The sequence below is a fragment of the uncultured Winogradskyella sp. genome, assembly GCF_947501905.1.
GTDB lineage: Bacteria > Bacteroidota > Bacteroidia > Flavobacteriales > Flavobacteriaceae > Winogradskyella.
This window is the reverse complement of sequence record NZ_CANMXL010000005.1, coordinates 151,312-171,633: the sequence shown is the minus strand read 5'-3', so window position 1 is coordinate 171,633 and position 20,322 is coordinate 151,312. Positions and strand designations below refer to the sequence as shown.

At 33.4% G+C, this 20,322-nt stretch carries 13 protein-coding genes and 1 tRNA gene; 4 read left to right on the top strand and 10 right to left on the bottom strand.

Annotated features, from left to right (window positions below; all coding sequences use genetic code 11):
• Window positions 1-16: 16 nt before the first annotated feature.
• Window positions 17-1,231, bottom strand: a complete 1,215-nt coding sequence (locus Q0770_RS13190) for a hypothetical protein (RefSeq protein WP_299117749.1) — start codon at window positions 1,229-1,231, stop codon at window positions 17-19.
• The gene (locus Q0770_RS13185) at window positions 1,231-4,320 is read right to left on the bottom strand and encodes a hypothetical protein (RefSeq protein WP_299117747.1); all 3,090 of its coding nucleotides are present in this window, start codon (window positions 4,318-4,320) and stop codon (window positions 1,231-1,233) included. Before Q0770_RS13185 ends, Q0770_RS13190 begins: the two co-directional genes overlap by 1 nt.
• Window positions 4,321-4,495: 175 nt before the next feature.
• On the opposite strand from Q0770_RS13185, the gene Q0770_RS13180 reads away from it, so the two are divergent.
• Together Q0770_RS13180 and Q0770_RS13175 are read left to right on the top strand one after the other, a co-directional pair.
• Window positions 4,496-5,683 carry a response regulator gene (locus Q0770_RS13180; RefSeq protein ID WP_299117745.1) on the top strand — a complete coding sequence of 396 codons (1,188 nt, stop codon included), beginning with the start codon at window positions 4,496-4,498 and terminating at the stop codon, window positions 5,681-5,683.
• A gap of 12 nt (window positions 5,684-5,695) precedes the next feature.
• Complete coding sequence (locus Q0770_RS13175) at window positions 5,696-6,178, top strand: glycosyltransferase family A protein (protein WP_299117743.1); 483 nt, start codon at window positions 5,696-5,698, stop codon at window positions 6,176-6,178.
• A gap of 69 nt (window positions 6,179-6,247) precedes the next feature.
• On the opposite strand, the gene Q0770_RS13170 is transcribed toward Q0770_RS13175, so the two are convergent.
• The 4 genes from Q0770_RS13170 to Q0770_RS13155 form a co-directional block, all read right to left on the bottom strand.
• Window positions 6,248-6,718 (bottom strand): DUF4440 domain-containing protein, encoded by a 471-nt coding sequence (locus Q0770_RS13170; RefSeq protein ID WP_299117741.1) that lies wholly within the window; start codon window positions 6,716-6,718, stop codon window positions 6,248-6,250.
• A 146-nt stretch (window positions 6,719-6,864) separates the two neighbouring features.
• A complete protein-coding gene (locus Q0770_RS13165) occupies window positions 6,865-7,965 on the bottom strand; it encodes a DUF4407 domain-containing protein (RefSeq protein WP_299117739.1) in 1,101 nt (366 codons plus the stop codon).
• Between the two features lie 123 nt (window positions 7,966-8,088).
• On the bottom strand, window positions 8,089-11,427 hold the full coding sequence (locus tag Q0770_RS13160; protein WP_299117736.1) for a M56 family metallopeptidase: 3,339 nt from the start codon (window positions 11,425-11,427) through the stop codon (window positions 8,089-8,091).
• 2 nt (window positions 11,428-11,429) lie between these two features.
• On the bottom strand, window positions 11,430-11,795 hold the full coding sequence (locus Q0770_RS13155) for a BlaI/MecI/CopY family transcriptional regulator (RefSeq protein WP_299117734.1): 366 nt from the start codon (window positions 11,793-11,795) through the stop codon (window positions 11,430-11,432).
• 121 nt (window positions 11,796-11,916) lie between these two features.
• Between Q0770_RS13155 and Q0770_RS13150 the strand changes: the two genes are divergently transcribed.
• Complete coding sequence (locus Q0770_RS13150) at window positions 11,917-13,092, top strand: M28 family peptidase (protein WP_299117731.1); 1,176 nt, start codon at window positions 11,917-11,919, stop codon at window positions 13,090-13,092.
• 7 nt (window positions 13,093-13,099) lie between these two features.
• Here the strand turns inward: Q0770_RS13150 and Q0770_RS13145 are convergent, their stop codons facing one another.
• Together Q0770_RS13145 and Q0770_RS13140 are read right to left on the bottom strand one after the other, a co-directional pair.
• Entirely contained in the window at window positions 13,100-14,254 is a 1,155-nt protein-coding gene (locus Q0770_RS13145; RefSeq protein WP_299117729.1) for a DoxX family protein, read from the bottom strand.
• A 96-nt stretch (window positions 14,255-14,350) separates the two neighbouring features.
• Window positions 14,351-15,739: a dipeptidase gene (locus tag Q0770_RS13140; RefSeq protein ID WP_299117727.1), complete on the bottom strand. Its 1,389-nt coding sequence runs from the start codon at window positions 15,737-15,739 to the stop codon at window positions 14,351-14,353.
• A gap of 125 nt (window positions 15,740-15,864) precedes the next feature.
• Between Q0770_RS13140 and Q0770_RS13135 the strand changes: the two genes are divergently transcribed.
• A tRNA-Leu gene (locus Q0770_RS13135) sits at window positions 15,865-15,946 on the top strand.
• A gap of 193 nt (window positions 15,947-16,139) precedes the next feature.
• On the opposite strand, the gene Q0770_RS13130 is transcribed toward Q0770_RS13135, so the two are convergent.
• On the bottom strand, window positions 16,140-19,043 hold the full coding sequence (locus Q0770_RS13130; protein WP_299117725.1) for an alpha-amylase family glycosyl hydrolase: 2,904 nt from the start codon (window positions 19,041-19,043) through the stop codon (window positions 16,140-16,142).
• Between the two features lie 87 nt (window positions 19,044-19,130).
• Window positions 19,131-20,306 carry a SusE domain-containing protein gene (locus tag Q0770_RS13125; RefSeq protein WP_299117723.1) on the bottom strand — a complete coding sequence of 392 codons (1,176 nt, stop codon included), beginning with the start codon at window positions 20,304-20,306 and terminating at the stop codon, window positions 19,131-19,133.
• Between the last annotated feature and the right edge of the window lie 16 nt (window positions 20,307-20,322).

Below are 20,322 nucleotides of genomic sequence, written 5' to 3'. Positions count from 1 at the left end.
TATGTTTTTATTTATGCTACTCATAAGTGATGTTGTTGTAAGATTTGGTAATGCCTGCAGTTTCAATTACAAAGTTGTATTTGGTTGCAGAGAATCTGTCTTCGTTGAGTTTAAATTTTACATATCCATTATAGCTTTCTTGTGATAATTCATCAATAATATTATCGTTGGTATAAACTTTAAGCTTAACTACTAATCCATCAGGTATTTTCTGATTCATAAAACTTTGTAGTGGTCCAACATTGATTATTCTGTTACCCTCAGAAAAGGCAACTTCAAAATCGGAAACAGCTTGTTTGTAGTCTAAGGTTATACTATCGCTATTTGCCATACCTTCTATATATGCTTTTACAGTCCATTGGTCTTCGTGATCAGGATGTAAGATTTTAGATTTGGCTATGCCATTAATGGAAGCACCAGAAGTAACTGTTTTATTACCATTTTTGTCAGTGATGTAAAAATTGACAAAGGTGCCATCACTGATTACATTATTAAATCTATCTTTAAGAATAGAGGTTTCAAAGGTTGTAATTTGATTGCTATCTGCATAGTCATGAATACGTTGTGCTTCAATAGAGAAATCTGTTGGAATTGCAGGCATAACATTCACGTCATATTCTTTAGAGCTAAGTCCTAAACTTTCTGAACTAATTAAGATGCGTCCGCTAGGTTGGTAAGAATAGATATTCTTGTAAGCAAATCCGTTTTTAGTGAATATCAAATCATTCGCCTGATTATCTAAAAATTGATGTTTGACCTGTACTTTGGTACTGTCAGCCAACGGATTATCTAGGTCATCGGTAGGGATAACAACAAGCATGGTATAATCTGTTCCGCCAGCTTCTATACTTGGTGGTCCTAGATAGCTTTCTATAGTTTTTATTGATGGCTTTGGTTTAACAATAATTTTTCCTTCAAGAGGATTTGTTGCAGTAATAAGTTGCCAATTTAAAACACCAGATTTTTTAGCAATTGATTCTGGAATATGAAATTTCAACACCTTATTTTCTATATCTGGACTAAGAAGTACAGAACCATAGCTATTAGAACAATATAACTGAACCATATTGTTTGAGTTAGAACTAAACTCCAAGATTATAACATCTCCCGCAAAAACTGGGGCAACCTCTGTCTTTAAACTATACGTTTCCTTAGACTTGTCGTTTTGTAATGTAGTTAAGGCAATTATTACAACTGCAATTACCGATATGTAAATGTGTTTTAGTGTCATTAATTTGGATTGCCTATATAAGTGTTTATTTCAATTTTTATAAAATCATATTTTTTATGACTAATGGTTTGAAGCTCTTCTTTATTATGATTTATAATCCGATTGGATATGATTTTATTCGAAATGGCTTCGTTAGGTAAGCCATTTACAAAACAATTACTCATATCGTTAGTTATGACTTTTAGGGGAGCGTCATTAATTAATTCATATTTAAATGATTGTTTTCGTTGTTGACGTAAACCTTCTTCCAAAAATAAATGATCAACCCATTTTAATTTTTTGTCTTCAGAGTAATAAGAGATTAAAAGCTGAGGTATCGTTACTTCTTCAGTTCCGGTATTAATAATATTACCATGTAAATACTTATCTCCTTTTTTAGTGACAGAAACGGCTGTGTTTTTAAATAAATCAGCCCCTGAAACGTTTCCAGCTGCTTGCAAATTGAATTTTGTAGGTTGTTCTTCTAATTCAACTGGTGTAAACTCATCTGGATCAAATGTGTTAGGTATGGAATCTTTGGTTTTAGACCAGGCAATGCCTTCAAAATTTATTCTAAAAGAACTAACTTCCTTAGGCAATAGCTTATGTTTTAAATGATATTTAGCATTGTATGTAGCTAGCTCTTTATTATTGTCGTTGTATAACGTGCCTTTTAAAACCACATCAGAAGGGACGTTGTCAATATTTTGAATTTCGCCAATGATAGCATAGCTGCCTTTATATTTTACAAGTTTGGCATCTAATATTTCGAGTACAGGCTGTTTTAATACATCTTCGTGATGTGTTTGTTCTGTTGTTATGCGTCTTCTACCTTGATTAAAATAAGCTGTTTTATTATCAGAATATAATTGGTCAGGTGGAAGATCACTAGGTTTATCTTCTGGTTGTAAATACCATTTATCATTGATTTTAATAAGCTTCTTGAAGTCGATTTTTTCAATTTTCTCTAACGGTGTTATCCAATCTGTTATAACTTTTAGACTTGCCAAATCATTTGTTTGGCTGATGGTTTCTGTTTTTAGAGATTCTAGTTTTGCATATGAACTCAACAATCCGTCTGTTACAGATATTTCTAACATGTATTGTGAGATAGACAATTCACTTTTTGGGTTAATCAAACTATGAGCCTTTTCAAACTCTTTAAAATCAAGCGCGTCATAATAGGCTAAAACTGCATTTTCAGGAGAATGATGTGATTCATTTTTTAAATAAAACAGATATATGCCGTAGACGACTATAACTGCTAAAATTATAGACCAAATGTGAGTAATACGTAAAACACTTCTTGAGAATTTTGAATAATTATTCTGAAAATTCATGTAGACTGGAAAGATAGCTTTTCTTGTTTTAAGAGTATGAACTAACAAGAATTGAACATTTAGAACAAAAGCTATAATTACTGTTAAAAAAGGAATTGTGCCCCACAGTATTTTCTGCCACGTTGCAACATCATCTTTTGGTAAAATAGAAGATAATGGTGGTACATTTAGTTTTTCCCAGACCATAATGCCATTTTCTAATTGTCTTAATCTTTGCCATCCACAGAAGTATAGAATTGGGTCGTAAAACTTATCATTAGAAAATATATATTTCAGGTTATATTTTTCTGGAGTTGTCAAAAACTGTTGAAGTGAGCCAATACCTTCAACGCCTTTAAACTTTGAATTCTCCAAACGTTCTATTGGTCGTGTTGTTAATTCAGGAAGTCGTCTTGCAGAATGGTAATTGCCATCAACAGATAAGGCATTGGTTTGTGCAGATAACCAAGCCATTTGATCTCCAAATCCTAAGGTCATATAACGCCACTGATCGTGTTGATCTTGGTTTAGGAAGTTTACAATGGGCAACATTTTAATCTTCTGCGGTTGCGAGGGTTTAAAATAGCCTAGGCTCATCGTAAAAATGGTCATGAATAAAAAGAGTCCTGCAAGTATACCACCAGATATTCTATGAAACACTACTCCAAATCTACTCTGAATTAAGAATTTTAAATCACCTTCTATGAAGCGACAGGCAAACTCTCCAAATAATGGTAGAGACATTATTGAAGCCCAAAGCGTAAATCGGTCTAATGTTAAAATATTAAAGGCAGTTTCTCCTAAAACTAATCTTGGTATTGGAGTTGTGCCACCAGTACCCAAGATGAAGAGCATTGTAATAGAAAGCCCGAAAAATAAATGTCGCTTGCTGTAGTATCTATAAAAAATATATGGCAATAATACTAGGAGAATACCCCAAGGGATTATAAAGAACACCAATCCTGATGAAGTGACTTCTATAAAGTTATCTCTTGAGCCATGTGGAATAGGTACTTGTGTAATAGGGTTATTCTTAGAGTTTATCCAATAGGGTAGAATACATCCAATAATTATAGCTAAGGATAGTACTCCAAAGCTTATAATCCTTTTTAAGAGTTTAAAAAAGCTATTGATAAATACCTTTATTGTAACTTCTTTTATAGAATTAACCTTCTCTCTAGCATCATCCATTATTACCATTCCTATTAATGGAAAAATGAAGAATATCATACCAAAGATTGGGGTAACGTGATGCGAAGTAACAGTTACTGCTATTAAAGATAAAGAGGTTGCTATATAACGCCACTTACCTGTTTTTAGCCATAAGTATATTTCTGGTAAGGCGTGCATGAGTATGGATATACCAATAATGCTGGGTAACTGACCAAAAATATGAAGTGTTTCTATAAAAGAAGACGAAAAAACTGCGAGTATTGCGGTATACCCTGCAACGGTTCTACTAGATGTAATAAGTAGCGAAAATCTATATACCCCAGTAATAAATAAAACGATTCCTATTATCGCAACAGTGAACATGCCAAACTTTAATCCGCCAATAAAAGATAATGCTGCGATAGATTGATGTACTAGCGGTGGGTAACTCATTACAGTAAATCCTGTATACCATTTTGGATTCCAAGGTTCAAACCAATTATTTGAGTAGTGGTCTGCAAAAAACAAGTGTATTAAAGCATCATAAGTAGTTTCTAATGTGAAAAATATAGAAGTACCATGAAAAGCAATACCAATTAGTAATGCTGCTATGAGATATTTATTTGATGTCTTTTTCACTAAAAAATTTATTCTTTTAGTCCATAGTGTAAATATATATAAATAAGAAAGGTGGTTGATTTTTAATCATCTACACCACTTTACCGTTCGTCTATACTTAAAAGTGCTTTGGTCTAAATTAAAGGTTTTGGAGACGCTATAAAAGTACTTTTGAGTGTAATTAAAACAAATTATTATGAAGATTTTAGCAATAGACGATCAGCAATTAGTCCTACTTCCGTTACAAAAAAGATTAACGAACCTAGGATATGAAGTTAAAATAGAAACAGATGCTTCTAATGGTATAAAGGTATACGATGAGTTTAAACCAAATTTGGTTATTGTAGATTTAAATATGCCAAATATCTCAGGTTTTGAAGTTATTAAACATATAAGAGTTAAAAGAGCTTCTCAAATACCAATAATGATTTTGTCTGGTAATACCAAAGATGAAGCTATTGCTGCAGCTTTTGATTTAGGAGTCAACGATTATATGAAAAAACCATTAAGTCTTTTAGAAATATGTGTAAGAGTTAAAAACTTAATTGGTGCACCTCGAATGGTTAGTAAGGCTGTTGCTGACTCCAATATAATGATTCAACAGAGATGTGTTGGTGTTGTAATTCCTTGTTATAATGAAGAAGAACGATTATTAAGTAAAGAGTTTTTGGACTTTGTAAATACTAATTCAGGCTATCACCTTTGTTTCGTTAACGATGGAAGTAAAGATAAAACTCTTAGTGTTCTTAAAGAGTTACAAAAAGGTAGAGAAGACTACATTACAGTTTATAATTGTGAACAAAACGGGGGAAAAGCTGAAGCCGTAAGGTTAGGGATGTTGCACATGTCTAAGAAAAATGATTTAGACTATATAGGTTTTTTAGATGCCGATTTATCGACTGATTTAGCAGATTTTGACGATTTGGTTAAAACTATTGAAGCATCAAATTTTAAGATTGTAAGTGGGTCTCGTATATCTAGAATGGGAGCAAATATTACAAAAGAGTCTGCGCGTAAAATTATAAGCCTGACTGTAAACTTTATTATTAGAAAAATCTTATCAATGGATTTTAAAGATACACAGTGTGGTGCCAAGGTTTTTCATAAAGATGTAATAGAAATCGCGTTTGGAAAAAAATTTGTAACGCAATGGATTTTTGATGTAGAAATATTTAAGAGAATGACTATTCATTTTGGTCTTAAAAAAGCTAAGTCTATGTTGTGTGAACAGCCTTTAAAAAGATGGATACATGCTGATGGTTCTAAATTGTCTATGAAAGACTCAGTAAAAATAATTTTTCAGTTAGCTCAAATAGCTTGGGTATACAGAAGTAAAAAAGAATATGTTAAGTATGAAAACAAAGTTGAATTAGAAATCATATAGATATTAAGAAAGATGAAAATAGGAATTATAATAATTTTTAGCAACAATGCAGCAAGAATTAATGTTGAAATGATATCAAAAAGTCTAAAGCCCTCCGGCGATTTGGTACTGTGTTTGGTTGATAACCAAAGTAAAGATAGAACATTAGAAAAGCTCAAAGAGATTAGAGAAAAACTCATAAACGTTGAGATTGTTGAAATTAAAAAACAAAGTTCTCTCGAGAGCGCTAAAAGAGCAGGAGCCCGTTTTATGTATAATAACTATGATTTAAGGCATATAGGATTTATTGATGCAAATTGTGTTAAAAGCAATAATATAAATGAAGTGATAGAGTTGGTTTGTAATAGTAAAAACGCCATTATAGAACTTAAAAAGGAATTAAAACAACAACCTACGAGATATACATTGTTTAAAAGTATCTTTTCTGTTTTAGACTTTCTAAAGTACAATGATTCAAAAAAATCAAATGATAATACTTGTCTGTCATCAACATAAAATTAAATTGATTATTTGAATAATGTTGCTAATAAACTATAACAGAGTTTTAGTAGTAAGTATCATCAATTAGCACGACATATCCGCTACAATTTTCCACTCATTGTCTATACGCTTGAAAATGATGATAAAGACGCCATCAGCATCACCGACGTCACGTTTTAAATGGTACTCTCCCATTACCCAGTAATTGTTTCCTTCAATTTTAGAGATATCATTAATTACAAAGTTTAGAGTACCAGTTTGCGCTTTTGTTGGATAACCACGTTTATAATTGTCTAATGTATTTTGCCAACCTTTAGTTAAGCCATTACTGCCATAGAATTTAAGAGAATCACTTTTCCAATAACCTTGCATAAATCCTTCCAAATCACCATTGTTCCATGCAACTTCTTGGTTTTTCATGACTTTAAGAATAGCTGATTTTGCAGTGTTGTAGTCAGTTTTTTCAACAACAGTGACGTCACCTACATCAGCTCTAACACTAATACAATTGTAAGTAACCAAAGCTACACCAAGGATAAATAAATACTTTTTCATCTGTTTAAATTTTATTCAACCTAAAAGTAATATAATTCAAACTTAGATTTGAGTAAAAAAAATGTTAAAGCAGTTTTACTCGAACTGACAATTTATTCTGTGGTCACTTCGAGTGTTCTGGACTTGTTTCAGAATGTATCGAGAAGTTAAAGTGCCTCTTTCTGGTTTTTAAAAAATGCATCAGCTTGGAGTTGCATCAACTCTCGAGCTTTTTTGTGCTTGTAGTTAATAACTTCTTCCTCATCAGCAATATCATTGTAAACTCTATTATTAACGTCATTGTCTGTTTTTAATAATAGTTTACGTTCATTAACTTTTTGCATCGTCCAAGTCTTAATTGTAGTTTCTTGGTCTTGTAAACGGAAATCAAACTCGCCTTTTGGTGATAATAATTTCGCGAAAATTGGAGATGTTTCTATCGCTAAGAATAATAGGAATATAAAAAATGAAGGTAGCCAAGGCAATTCGCCTAAGGCGTTGACACGAGCCATTAAACCATCAAAATTGTCTATAACAGGTTGTGAGTTGGCAACATTAGTTTTTTGAGTGGCTTGTAATTCAGTTATTTCAGATTCTATATTAGCAATTTTTGCTTTGTTATCTGTTTTTAGTTGCTGTAATTCGGCCAAAGCGGCATCATGCTTTTCACGTTTTTCTTTGTAAACAGGGCCTTTGCCTAAGAGTTGTGTGCCTGCTGTGCCTTCGGCTTCAGAAATATAGGTGTCGTATAGCGCATTGACTTCGGCTTCTTTAGTGTCAATTTCGGACTGAAATGCTACGATATCATTTTGTAATTCTGTGATTTTTGGTGTGAATTGCTCAGCAATCTGATTTTGATTAGCAAGCGTTAAATCATTTTTTTGCTCTAATAAAACTTGATTTATTTCTTTTTCAAAAATCTTAAGCTCTAAAGGTTTTGAAATCACTATAGCTATAATTACGGCTAATAAAATTCGTGGAGATGCTTGAATAATTTCATCTATAACATTATCCCTCTTCTTTATTGTCGAAACAATATAGCGGTCTAAATTAAAAATGAGAAGACCCCAAATCAATCCAAAAAAGATAGCAGAATACAATGTATCAAAAACGGTGTAAAGTGCATAACTAGAAGCTATAGTTGCCATAACAGCTGTAAAAAATACTGTAGCGCCTATACCAGCATATTTGTTTTGTTCGCCTATAGAGCATTCTTTAAGAATATTGGTGTCAGCTCCTGAGCAGATGATAAAAAATTGTTTTAGCATAATGATTTGTTTTTTGATTGTGATGGTTGTTGGTTTATTAGAACGCTAAATGTTTGGTTTTGTTACAGTTTTAAATAAAAAAAGACATCATAGGCGATGTCTTTTTTGATTAAATACTAATTATTAGTTATGTTTTTTTAATGGCGGAGGTGGCGGTGGCGGTAAAGTTGCTCTTTCTTCTTTTGTTAAGTCTTTAGATTTTTTATAATACGTTTTACCGTTTAAAGAGATTTTCACATAAGGTAAAACTGGTGGAGTAGGTCTTTTTACTTTTGCTTTATTTTCTTTAGACATTCTAAAATATAAACTACCTAACTCAGAAAATAAATCATCCATTTCTTTCTGCTGAGTCTTATTTTTATTGATGTAATGAGGCTTTTCTTTTCTTAAAGCTTGGTATCTATTGTATTTCTTTAAATAGTTATTTACTAAAGAAACGTTAATGATTACAACATTAGATTCAGTCGACGTACGAACATCAGCATTCTTGTTTTTACGCACATATTTTAGGGCTTCTTTGTAAGTAATATTTGTATTATCGAGGTAGAATTTGGCACCATGCCTATTCATCACTTTTATATGGTTAACAATATTTTTTGAAGTTGGTTTAGGTATGCCAGCTTTATTGTTAATAGTCACTATTTTTTTTGAAATTAAAACTGTAGGTGTATCTGATTGAGGTTCTATATTTTGCACATGTACATTTTTATCAGCGTTTAAAAGTTTTAGAGCCTCTTCTTTTGATATGCTTTTACTATTTAAGTAATAGGTAGTGTTCTTTTTTGCCAAATCGATAGCTAAATCTATTGGTGAATAATCATTAAATACAATATCATTTGCATTTGGTCCACCTTTGCTTTTAGTTTTTTTTGGAGCTGGTGGCGGAGGCGGTGGCGGAGGCGGAATACTTGGAAAAGCTTCTGCATTAGTTCGTTGTTTTTCTGTCATACGCCCATAAATAGATTTATAACGCACTATGTCTTTTTTCTTAATGATTGGATAAGGTGCTTTTTTATTTGTCTTAGCCTTGCTAATTTGAGTATTCATTTTTTTAGCCCAAGCATTATAATCTGCTACTTCCTTAACTGTTGGTGGGTTTTTTTGCTTTACTGGAGGTGGAGGTGGAGGAAATTTTAAACCAGTAGCTTTAAGTTCTTCATCAGCAATTGGCAATTCAGCAGAGTTTTCTCTTTGCTTTGGAGTCATTCGTTTATAAATACTAATGTATCTAATTAAATCTTTTTGTTTTACTATCGGATAGCTTAGTTTAGGGTTTTCTTTAGCTGCTAATGTTTCTTTTTTAAGCTTTTTAGCCCAAGCATTATATTCTGCAACTTCTTTAGCTGTTGGCAGGTTTTGCTGGTTTGCTTTTGGCGAGATAGAAATTGAAGTTTCAGCTCCTTTAATGTTTTCAAATCCAGGAAATGGCATTTCCTCTGCATTCTTTTTCTGCTGTGCTGACATTCTATTATAAATACCTGCATATTTTATTAATTTCTTTTCATCTACAATTGGAAGATGCTTCGTGTTGCCAGAAATAGTTTTTGTCTCACTATTTATTTTTTTAGCCCAAACATTAAACTCTGCAACTTCTTTTACTGTGGGTAGTTTTTGTTGTTTTTCAGAATTTTTGTTATCCAAAAAAGGTGTATTCCCTTTACTACGTATAACTTCTTGATTTTTAGTCACCAAACGATGGAAGCCATAATCCAGTAGTGAGTTATATATAAACCAAACTTCATCGTTAGACTCTTTGTCTGCGAATGTCAAATGAATATTGATAATCTTATTACGTACTTCTGATGTAACATCTTGATGTAATTGATTAACAGTTGCTACTAATGATTTTTTGCTGACCTTCTTTCCATCAACTAAGTAACTTCCATCATCTAAAACCTTTATACTAATACTTCTTGCGGTATGCGAAATCTTTTTAACAGGAACTGGAGGAGCGGTTCTTATATTATTTGTTTTTATTTCAGTGGCTGAAAACGTCTTATAAATATCATCTGCTTTTGCTTTAAGGATTATTAACTCTGAATTATCTGTTTGATTTCCTTTTAAATAAGTCTTAATAGCATTTGAATATGCCTCAGTAGCTTTGTTATATCGTTTTAATTGCGAATCTTGATATGTAGCTTTGAATCCAGCTTTTGTATATAAATGGTATTGATTAGGCTGTGGAAATTTTTTATTACGGGCATTTTTATGCACTATTGAACCTGAGTAATGAACAAAATCACTTGCAGAATAATTATTTAAAGCGCTATTTTGAATATGCTTTCCATCTATCCAAATAGCATAGGTATCACTGTCTTTAAAATCTTCATATAGTTTGTTTGTGAGTTTTCTTGGATTGACTTTAGATAAATTAGGTTTTGGGATTATCCTTTCAGGATATTTCTCAACAGAAGCACGTTGTGTATCTGACATTAATTGGTCGTAAATAATAATAGCACGCTCATAAGCTTCTCCATATATAATTCTAGTTTCATTGTACTTTTTTATAAAGCTTATGTATTCATTCATAAGAGTTTTAGAAACACCGTCGTTTTCATTTGTTTGAGCAGAAATCTCCTCAAATGGTACTTCAATTTCCACAATCTCACGTTCGCTAAAACTGTAAAATAGAATGCCTAAAACAGGAAGAATTAGAAGACTTAAAAGCCATTTTTTGTGTTTTGATGTTTGTGTTTTCATAACTGTAAATCGTTTTTTGATAGATGAATAATGTATAGCATTAGATAAGCTATAGTCTTGATTTGACGAATAGGATAATAAGGTGTTTTGATAATTAGCAGACTCAAAACCTTTGTCAACTACAGCTTGATCTGCTAAAAATTCGTGATTGAGTTTTATACGTTTTTTATACAGCCAAATAAAAGGTTGAAACCAAAAGACGACTTGTATTAGCTCAATAAACAAGATATCTAAACTGTGTTTTTGTTTAGCGTGAGTCTCTTCGTGAAGTAGTACTTCTTTTGGTACGGCATTACTCTCGAACTTTGATTTATTTAGAAAGATATAGTTGAAAAACGTATGTGGGTTAATCAATTGTTTGAGTAAGACTAAGGTGATGAAAGATTGCTTCTCTTTTTCGTTAACCTGAATAGTTTTTACAATCTTAAATAGGTTGCTGAGAAAACGGATTCCAAAAATAAATACACCTAGTCCGTAAACAGACCAGAGTATACGCTCTAAGGTCCAAAATGGAATTTCAGTAACCTGTAACGAATCATTAATAAGGAAAGGAATGGCTTCATTTCTGAAGTTAATACCATCAATAGGTTCTACATAAACATATTGTGTGATGCTCAAAAGCGGAATGCAAAATGCAGCAACTATTGAGGTCAGTAAATAAAAACGCTTAAAACGATGCATGTTTTCTTTTTCTAAAAACAAAACATAGAGCACCCAAAATATAGCTAGGATGACTGTTGATTTTAAAAGATAGATGTCCATGATTATTTTTTCTTTATTTCGTTATCAATCAACTTTTTTAAAGCCTCTAACTCAGACTTAGATAAATCTGTTTTAGTGGTAAAGAACGATGCAAATTGTGATGCGCTATCGTTAAAAAAGTTTTTAATTAACCCATTTACATGCTTAGAAAAATAATCTTCTTTCTTAACAAGCGGATAATATTCTCTTGATTTCCCAAACGTTTTATAGGCAACAAAACCTTTGTCAATCATACGTTTTAATAGTGTAGCGACAGTTGTAGTGGCAGGTTTTGGCTCTGGATAAACCTCTAATAAATCTTTCATAAAAGCCTTATTTAGCTTCCAGAGATGTTGCATTAATTGTTCTTCGGTTTTTGAAAGTTGCATCTTCTACGTTTTTAGAATTAACTCTACAAATGTAGAATTAAAATTTATATATTCAAAATAAAATTTAAAATCTACATGACATTATTACTATATTTGATAGCAATTATCCCAAAGAAAAGCAATGATGAAAAGAATCTACGCACCCTTTTTAATTTTAATGTTTACTTCCTTTTTTGCTAATGCACAATTTGTACAAGATGTCGTTAATGGTATTAGGGCAGATAGCTTAGAAAGAAAAGTTGAGGAGTTGGCTGACCAAAAAGAAACGTCTATCAATGGCACATTGTCAACAATTATTACAAGAGTACAAAGCAATAATGATTTGGCTGCAGAATATATTAAAGATCATTTTGAAGCTTTAAATAATATCACTATTAACGATCAAAGTTTTAATGCCGGTGCCGGAATTGGGCGAAATATTATTGCCACGCAAACTGGCACCGTAACACCAAATAATATCTATTTAATTTGCGCACATTACGATTCTGTTGCAACGTTTTGTGCCGATGATAATGCCACAGGAACGTCTGCTGTTTTAGAAATTGCTAGGGTTTTATCTCAGTACGAAACAGAAAATACTATTGTTTACGCACTTTGGGATCAAGAAGAAATTGGATTACGAGGTTCTAATTTTTATGCTGAAGAAGCCAGTGCTAATGGCGATAATATTGTTGCTGTAGTTAACATGGACATGATGGGTTATCAAAACCAAATAGCTAACGATAATAACTTTGATATCGATTTGCGCAATATTGGTACCTCAGTACAAATTAAGGACGATTTGTTAGTGCTTCAACCAACGTATGCACCAAATTTAGTTCCACTTGTTGTTAATCCTGGAACTCCGGCCAGCGATCATAAACCATTTTGGGATGAAGGTTATGGAGCAGTTTTAGTTGGTGAATCTTGGCAAACGGGCGATCAAACTCCATTTTACCACTCTTCTAACGATAGGCTTTCAACCATAGATATGCCTTATTATCACGAAATGGTAAAGCTAGTCGCAGCTTATACGGCTACTAAAGCCGAAATAGTTAGGTTATTATCCACAGATTCTTTTACTGATAACGAATTAAAGATTTTCCCTAATCCTGTAAAATCTGTATTGAATATAGACACTACGTTAAATACAGACTTTGACTTGGAATTTTTTGATGTCAAAGGGAAACTAATTAAGCAAGTAAAAACAGATGTAAATACCAGTAGTATAGACCTTTCTGCATTTTCTAGTGGCGTCTATTTCTTAGAAATTAAGAGCAATGAAAAGTCAAGAACCTTCAAATTTGTAAAGGAGTAGTAAAAACTTATTTGTTATAAGGACGCTCATTTATCCAGCGGAACCCTCTTGATTTTAAAGGAAACTTATTTACATCCTTTTTTGTAAGTGTAATAACAAGGCTGTCATTTTCTAGAATACCAAACAGTTTTAAGTATTTAGAATTCTCTAAACTATACTTAAAGTTAAGACTATCTTTAATACCATACTGACTATAGATTGAAATCTTATTTTCTATCGTATCTGTAATAAAAGTATGCCTTACTAAATTATCCGTCATAGTTTTGACAATAGCATTCCCTTTTCGTTCAATTAAGAGATAACGCCAACGATGTGAGTCGGTCACTAAAGGAGGAACAGTATCATTATTTCTAACAAAAGATTTCGCTTCCCAAATCCCATAAAGTGCAGGTCTATGATTTTGGTCACTGATATTTAACTGCCCTAAGTAACTCAATAAACATCCAGCAATAAGAACAATGGGAAGTACTACTATTTTAATATTGCGTATGACTTTATGATAGCTTTTTGAAGTAATTGGGTGGTAAAAATTATAGCTCTCAGTTGAATTGTTTTTTATAAAAACAGAAGTAAATCGTTTAATGTCTGTCATAAAGATTACTCCAGCCATAAGAATAAGATGAATTGAAAAAAGCTTAACAGGAATATCAAACATTAAATTCATCATGGCAACCTGAGTCATTACGCCTATTACAATAAAAGCACCTAGTGTAGCTGTTCGTTTCCAGACGAGTAACACACCACCAATAATCTCCATTAAGCCAGCAAACATTCCAAAGCCTTTAGAGTAACCCATATAAGTCCAAGCTAATCCCATAGGAGAATATTCACCCATTGGCTGAAGTAGTTTTACAAATGAAGGTGGCTGAAACTGAATCTGAAATACTTTAACAAAACCATACAGTAACATAGCAGCTATAATAAAAAAGCGAAGCACCACTAAAAACCAATAGAAAAATTTGTTGTATTCTTCTTTTTTACGCTGTAATAGTGACCAGAGAATAGTTACAGTTAATGCTAGTATTATATTTACAAAAAGTGTGATGTATGCATAAGTATTGTCACCACTCCCGTATCCACTAACATCAAACTCATAATTAAAACCTAAGACAGTTTTCCCAATCCATCTAAAAGGCGTTTCAAAGAGACCATTGGTAAACATTAAAAAAATGTATAGTAAAAAATATGAGCAGAAAAATCTAAAAAACAGTTTACTCTTACTAGACCATTCTGGGATGTATGTTTGACTCAGTATCATTTATTTTTTTAACTCTGTAAAGTATTTATAAAAATGGGGAATCGTTTCAATCCCTTTTAAGTAATTCCATACTCCAAAATGTTCATTTGGTGAGTGAATGGCATCGCTATCTAAGCCAAAGCCCATTAAAATAGTCTTGCTTTTTAATTCTTCCTCAAATAGAGATACAATAGGAATACTTCCACCACTTCGTTGAGGTATTGGAGTTTTTCCAAATGTTTGTTCATAGGCTTTTGCAGCTGCTTTATAACCTAAACTATCAATAGGTGTAACATAACCTTGACCACCATGGTGTGGAGTGACTTTTACACGAACGCCTGCAGGTGCGATACTTTCAAAATGTGTCTTAAATAAGTGTGTAATGTCGCCCCAATCTTGATTTGGGACTAAACGCATAGATATTTTTGCATAAGCTTTACTAGCAATTACGGTTTTGGCACCTTCGCCTGTATAACCACCCCAAATGCCATTGACGTCTAGAGTAGGTCTAATAGAGTTGCGCTCATTCGTAGTATAGCCTTCTTCGCCATAAACAGCGTCGATATCTAAGGCTTTTTTATAGTTTTCTAATGAGAAGGGCGCTTTTGCCATTTCAGCACGTTCCACATCAGACAAATTCTCCACATTATCGTAAAAACCTGGAATGGTAATGTGGTTGTTTTCATCATGAAGTGATGCAATCATTTTAGTCAATACATTAATAGGATTGGCAACTGCGCCTCCATACAATCCAGAATGTAAATCGCGATTAGGTCCAGTAACTTCAACTTCAACATAACTTAAACCACGGAGCCCTGTTGTAATTGATGGAACGTCTTTGGCAATCATTCCTGTATCGGAAATTAAAATCACGTCGTTCTCTAATTTTTCACGATTGGCTTTTACAAAATGCCCTAAATTTTCACTTCCAACCTCTTCTTCACCTTCAATCATAAACTTCACGTTACATGGCAATTCTCCTTCAGTAGTCATATACTCTAAGGCTTTTACATGCATATACATCTGTCCTTTATCATCACAAGCCCCACGTGCAAAAATGGCACCTTCAGGATGTAGTTCAGTATTTTTAATTATAGGCTCAAAAGGTGGTGAGTCCCATAAATCTAATGGGTCTGGTGGTTGTACATCGTAATGGCCGTAAACCAAGACTATAGGTAGGTTTGGGTCAATGATTTTCTCGCCATAAACAATTGGATAACCATCTGTTTGGCATACTTCTACATGGTCACAACCAGCATTAATTAAGCTATCTTTAATGACTTCAGCTGTTTTTAAAACATCATTTTTATATGCTGAATCTGCACTAATTGATGGTATCTTAAGAAGCTCTATAAGCTCACTTAAAAATCGGTCTTTATTATCGGATATATAAGATTGAATACTAGACATAATGAGGTTTTTGAATAGTAACAAAAATAAGAAAAGCTTAAAGATTATTTATTGTTTTAAAGCTGTTTGATTATTGAAAACATTGTTTATATTTGCATCCCGATTTAAAACAAATCGGTCTTATTGCGGGCGTGGTGGAATTGGTAGACACGCTAGACTTAGGATCTAGTGCCGCGAGGTGTGGGAGTTCGAGTCTCCCCGCCCGCACGATAAGTAGAAAAGCTTCTTGGAGACAAGAGGCTTTTTTTATGTTTTATGAGCTATCGGGGTAGGTAATTTAGGAGACGAGAAGTTTATGCTGAGCGTAGTCGAAGTAAGTCTCCCCGCCCGTACAAAAAAAGCTTCCCATGTTGAGAAGCTTTTTTATTGAAACTAATTCAAAATTTAATTTCTAACGAAATTATAGTTTTATAAGTTTTGAAGTACTGGTTTGACTATTTTGGTTTTTAGCTTTAAGAATATAGATTCCAGATTTTAAACCAGAAATATTAAAAGTATCAGTAGTGGTAAAACTTCCTTTATATCCTTTGACTAACTTTCCAGTAATGTCATAGACTTCTACATCAGATACATTTGCATTAATTTGAAATGATGTATTCGCTGGGTTAGGGTAAATGCTAAAGGTATTTAATGTTACATCGTTAGTACTTAAAGAAGCTACTGATTGATTTCCAAAGATTCTAAATTGACCTGCAGGAACATTTATAGAAGAAGTAGAGCCGGATACAGTAGTAGCACCAGTTTCGTCCATTAAATCATACCAAGTTGTCACTCCAGCGGTGAATCCAGGATTTATATTTTGGGAAACAACATCGAAATTAGCAATGATGAAAACATCATTAAGTTCTGTGTTAGGAATACTTGTGTCAAACACTCGAATAGAAGGTGTAAAATCTGAAGAATTTGAGAAAATAGTATAATCGCCCTCAAAAACATCTTCGGTCGTTTTTAGAGCATGTAAACGTGCCCAATCATTATAGATTTGCGAACGTAGTGCATCAGAAAGCCAATTATTTGTCCACTGCGGTTGAGGCTTTGTGTCTAGTTTACAACCATCATTATTGAAACTTCCGTCTGAACATGTAAAAATAGACTGCTCCATACCCAACGCGCCAAAATGCCAAATCATTTTTGGACCAGGTACCATTACAGAAACCGCCCCTAATGCAGACATTCTAGATAAGGCAGTATTTAATTCTGTTATGTCATATCCTCCAAAAATTTTACCGTTAATAATATTATTATACATCAAACGCTCTTCATCATGACTTTCTGGATAACCAAGGACACGAGGTCCGTTGAATCCAGTTCTGTCCTTATGCCCTATACGTCTAATATCTTTATCATTATCTTGCCCCATAGTTAGCTCATTGTAGGGGCCTGTCATTTTTCCCCACATCATAACACCTTTGCCTTCACCTAATCTATAATTTGCCCATTCTTTTTCTTCATTATCTGAGCCTAAATGTTCAAAAACTGAGTAATGATCTGGATCTATAGCCCACACATGGTCGATGTATTCTTTTAATATATCTATTCGGTCTTGTTGGTAATTTTGTGTACAACCAAAATCTCCGTCAAAAGTTCCATCACCGCAGTTTTGAGTAAACCCTTTAGTCAAATCCCATCGATATCCATCAATTTTATATTCTTCGACCCAATACTGAATGACTTGTTTCACGTAGTCTCTGGTTAGTGTATTACTATGGTCAAAATCACTACCAACATTAAAAGCGTGAGTAGGAAAAACATTAAAATATGGATTTTCTGTTGACGGCCCGCCCCAACCATCACCATCTGGATCATCCATCCACATACGTACTAGTGGGTTTCGTCCAAAAGCATGATTAAATGCAATGTCCAAAATAACAGCTATACCATTCTGGTGACATACATCTACTAGTTCTTTAAACTTATCTGGAGTACCATAAAATTTATCTAATGCCATATGAAACGCTGTGTTATACCCCCAACTTTCATTGCCTTCAAACTCCATAACAGGCATTAATTCAATAGCATTAATGTTAAGATTTTTAAAGTAATCAATTCTATCTATGATGTCTTGATAGTTTCGGTTTGCATCAAAATCTCTAACCAACACTTCGTAGACAATAAGATCTTCTTCTTTTGGTTTGTCAAAGTTGGGTACTACCCAATTATAAGGTGTTTGCCCAGTTTGGAGCACAGTTACTTCACGTTCTTGACCAGCTGGATAGGTAGGCAAATTTGGATATGATGAAGCAGGGATAAAAGGATCGTCAAAAGGAGATAAGACTACAGTAGAGTATGGATCTGCTGTTTTTACAAGTGCAGGTGAGCCACTAATCGGCGTTGTGTCATAAACCCAATATTGAAAAGTTTCTACTTGTCCAGAGGTTAATCCTGTAATTTCTAACCAATATTTTCCTGTTGAAGGATCACGTTTCATTACGTCGCTACTTTGAGGTGTATAGTTATTAAAGCTACCTGCTACTTCCACAAAATCTTTATTTGGAGCAGTGAGAACTAGTGTTACTTTGGTAGCATCAGTAGGATCATAATTAATCCCATCGACAAGACCAGATGGTAAAGCTTCTTCAATTACAGTAGGGCTTACAATAACCAAGAAGCTATCGTCAACACTTATAGTGTTGTTTGGTGCTGGAGGTGTTCCTGTGAATGTTACAATACCTCCACTTGTAATATTTGTAATTGTATTAGAACAATTTGGGAAACCGCATGAGCCACTAATTGGAGTATTATCCGCAGTACCAGTATAAGAAATTGTGTATGTTCCAGCAACTGTTGTCATACCCTGAAACTCTATTCGAGCTGTCACAGTTAAGTCATCTCCAGAGTTTAAGATTACTACATCTTGAGTTGGTGTTACAAATTCTATACCCGCTATACCAACATCTTTAAAACTATCAGTTGTTTGGTTTGTGCCGTCTTGAGATTTTAATAAAAACCCAATTCTTGATACACCATTATAACTAGGATTAGCAAAGAAATCTTCTGGTTTTCCAAAATTAAAAGAGTATGTACCATCTCCATTGTTTGTAAACTTCGCTGTTTCTGGAGAATTACTAAAATCAGTACCTGTTGCTGTTGGGTTGTTTATTTGATTATCATTATCATCAAAATGCCATGCCCATAAATAGATGTCCGTTTCATTCCATGATGTATTAGGGTCAAAATCAGATACTGTTAGAGTAACATTATCTGTTGTGTCTTCAAAAAACTCAGGAGACCAAGTATAGGTTTGGGCAACTATGGTATTTAAAGAGAACGATAATCCTAAGATTATGAGTAAAATTTTTTTCATTTTCATTTTTTTTAAAAGAAAAGGCTATGGTTACCATAGCCTTTTCTAATCCTATATATTACATATATTAAGGTTCAATAAATACTACTACTCTAAAGTAATTGTTTTATTTACAGTATCTATAATAGTAAAATATTGGCCTGTTTCTCCTACAAACTTAAAGTTGTTGTCACCGTCCATTGCATCCTCTAATCTCGAATCAATTGTGTATCCTGCGTCTGCATAGAAAGGGTAGTTTTGTCCCGATCCCCAATCTGCATTAGCTGTAAAGAATCTAAAGTTAGCATCACCAACAGCTTGGTAATTTACCCAACCTTGATATACGCCGTTACCTTCACAAACTAATTGTACAGGAGTTTCCCACGACCAATCAGCATCAGTCAAGCCAAAACCAACACCATAAAGGATATCTAAGTCACACTCACCTGTTGCAGTAGGTGCATCTAAGGTTATAGTTTTATTTATTGTATCTATAACTAAATAGTATAAACCACTATCGCCTGTAAATCTGAAGTTTTCGTCACCATCCATATTGTTTTCAAACCTTGAATCTATTGTGTATCCATCATTTGCAAAGAAAGGATAGTTTTGTCCAGTTCCCCAATCTGCATTAGCTGTAAAGAATCTAAAGTTAGCATCATTATCACTTCTAAAAGCGATGTTTCCTGAGTATACACCGTTACCAGAGCATATTGCTTGTTGAGGCGTTTCCCATGACCAATTTGCAAAAGTTACACCAGCTCCTACTAACCATAATTGGTCTAAGTCACATACAGCAGCATCAGCTCCTGTGTTTTCTAACCAAGTGATAGTAATAACCTGTGTTGGTGAGAAGTTTTCTTCTCCTAAACCTACAGTTGAGCGTAGTCTAAACGAGATGTTTGCAGTGTTAGGTGCTTCTGTAGTTGGATCGTCATCTGTACCAGCTTCTACAGCATATGTAACAAAATCACCTACAGTTAAAGCTATTTCATTACCAGAAGATGTTCCTACATTTTCTGCATCTGTAAAATCTCCAGTAATTGATTTCTGTAATGTATAAACAATATTAGCAGGTACATCTACATCAGCAGATTGCCATGTAAAACGTTCAGCAATATTAGAAGATGTAGCAAAAGAGATTAAGTATTCTCCCAAAAATGAATTTGTGAAAGTTAATTCACCATCATTACTAGCTACAAAGACAACGTCATCTTCGGACTTGCAGCCATTAAAGTTTAATAAGGCAAAGATGAAAAGGCCTATAATTGATAATTTTTTCATTGTATAAGTTGTTAAG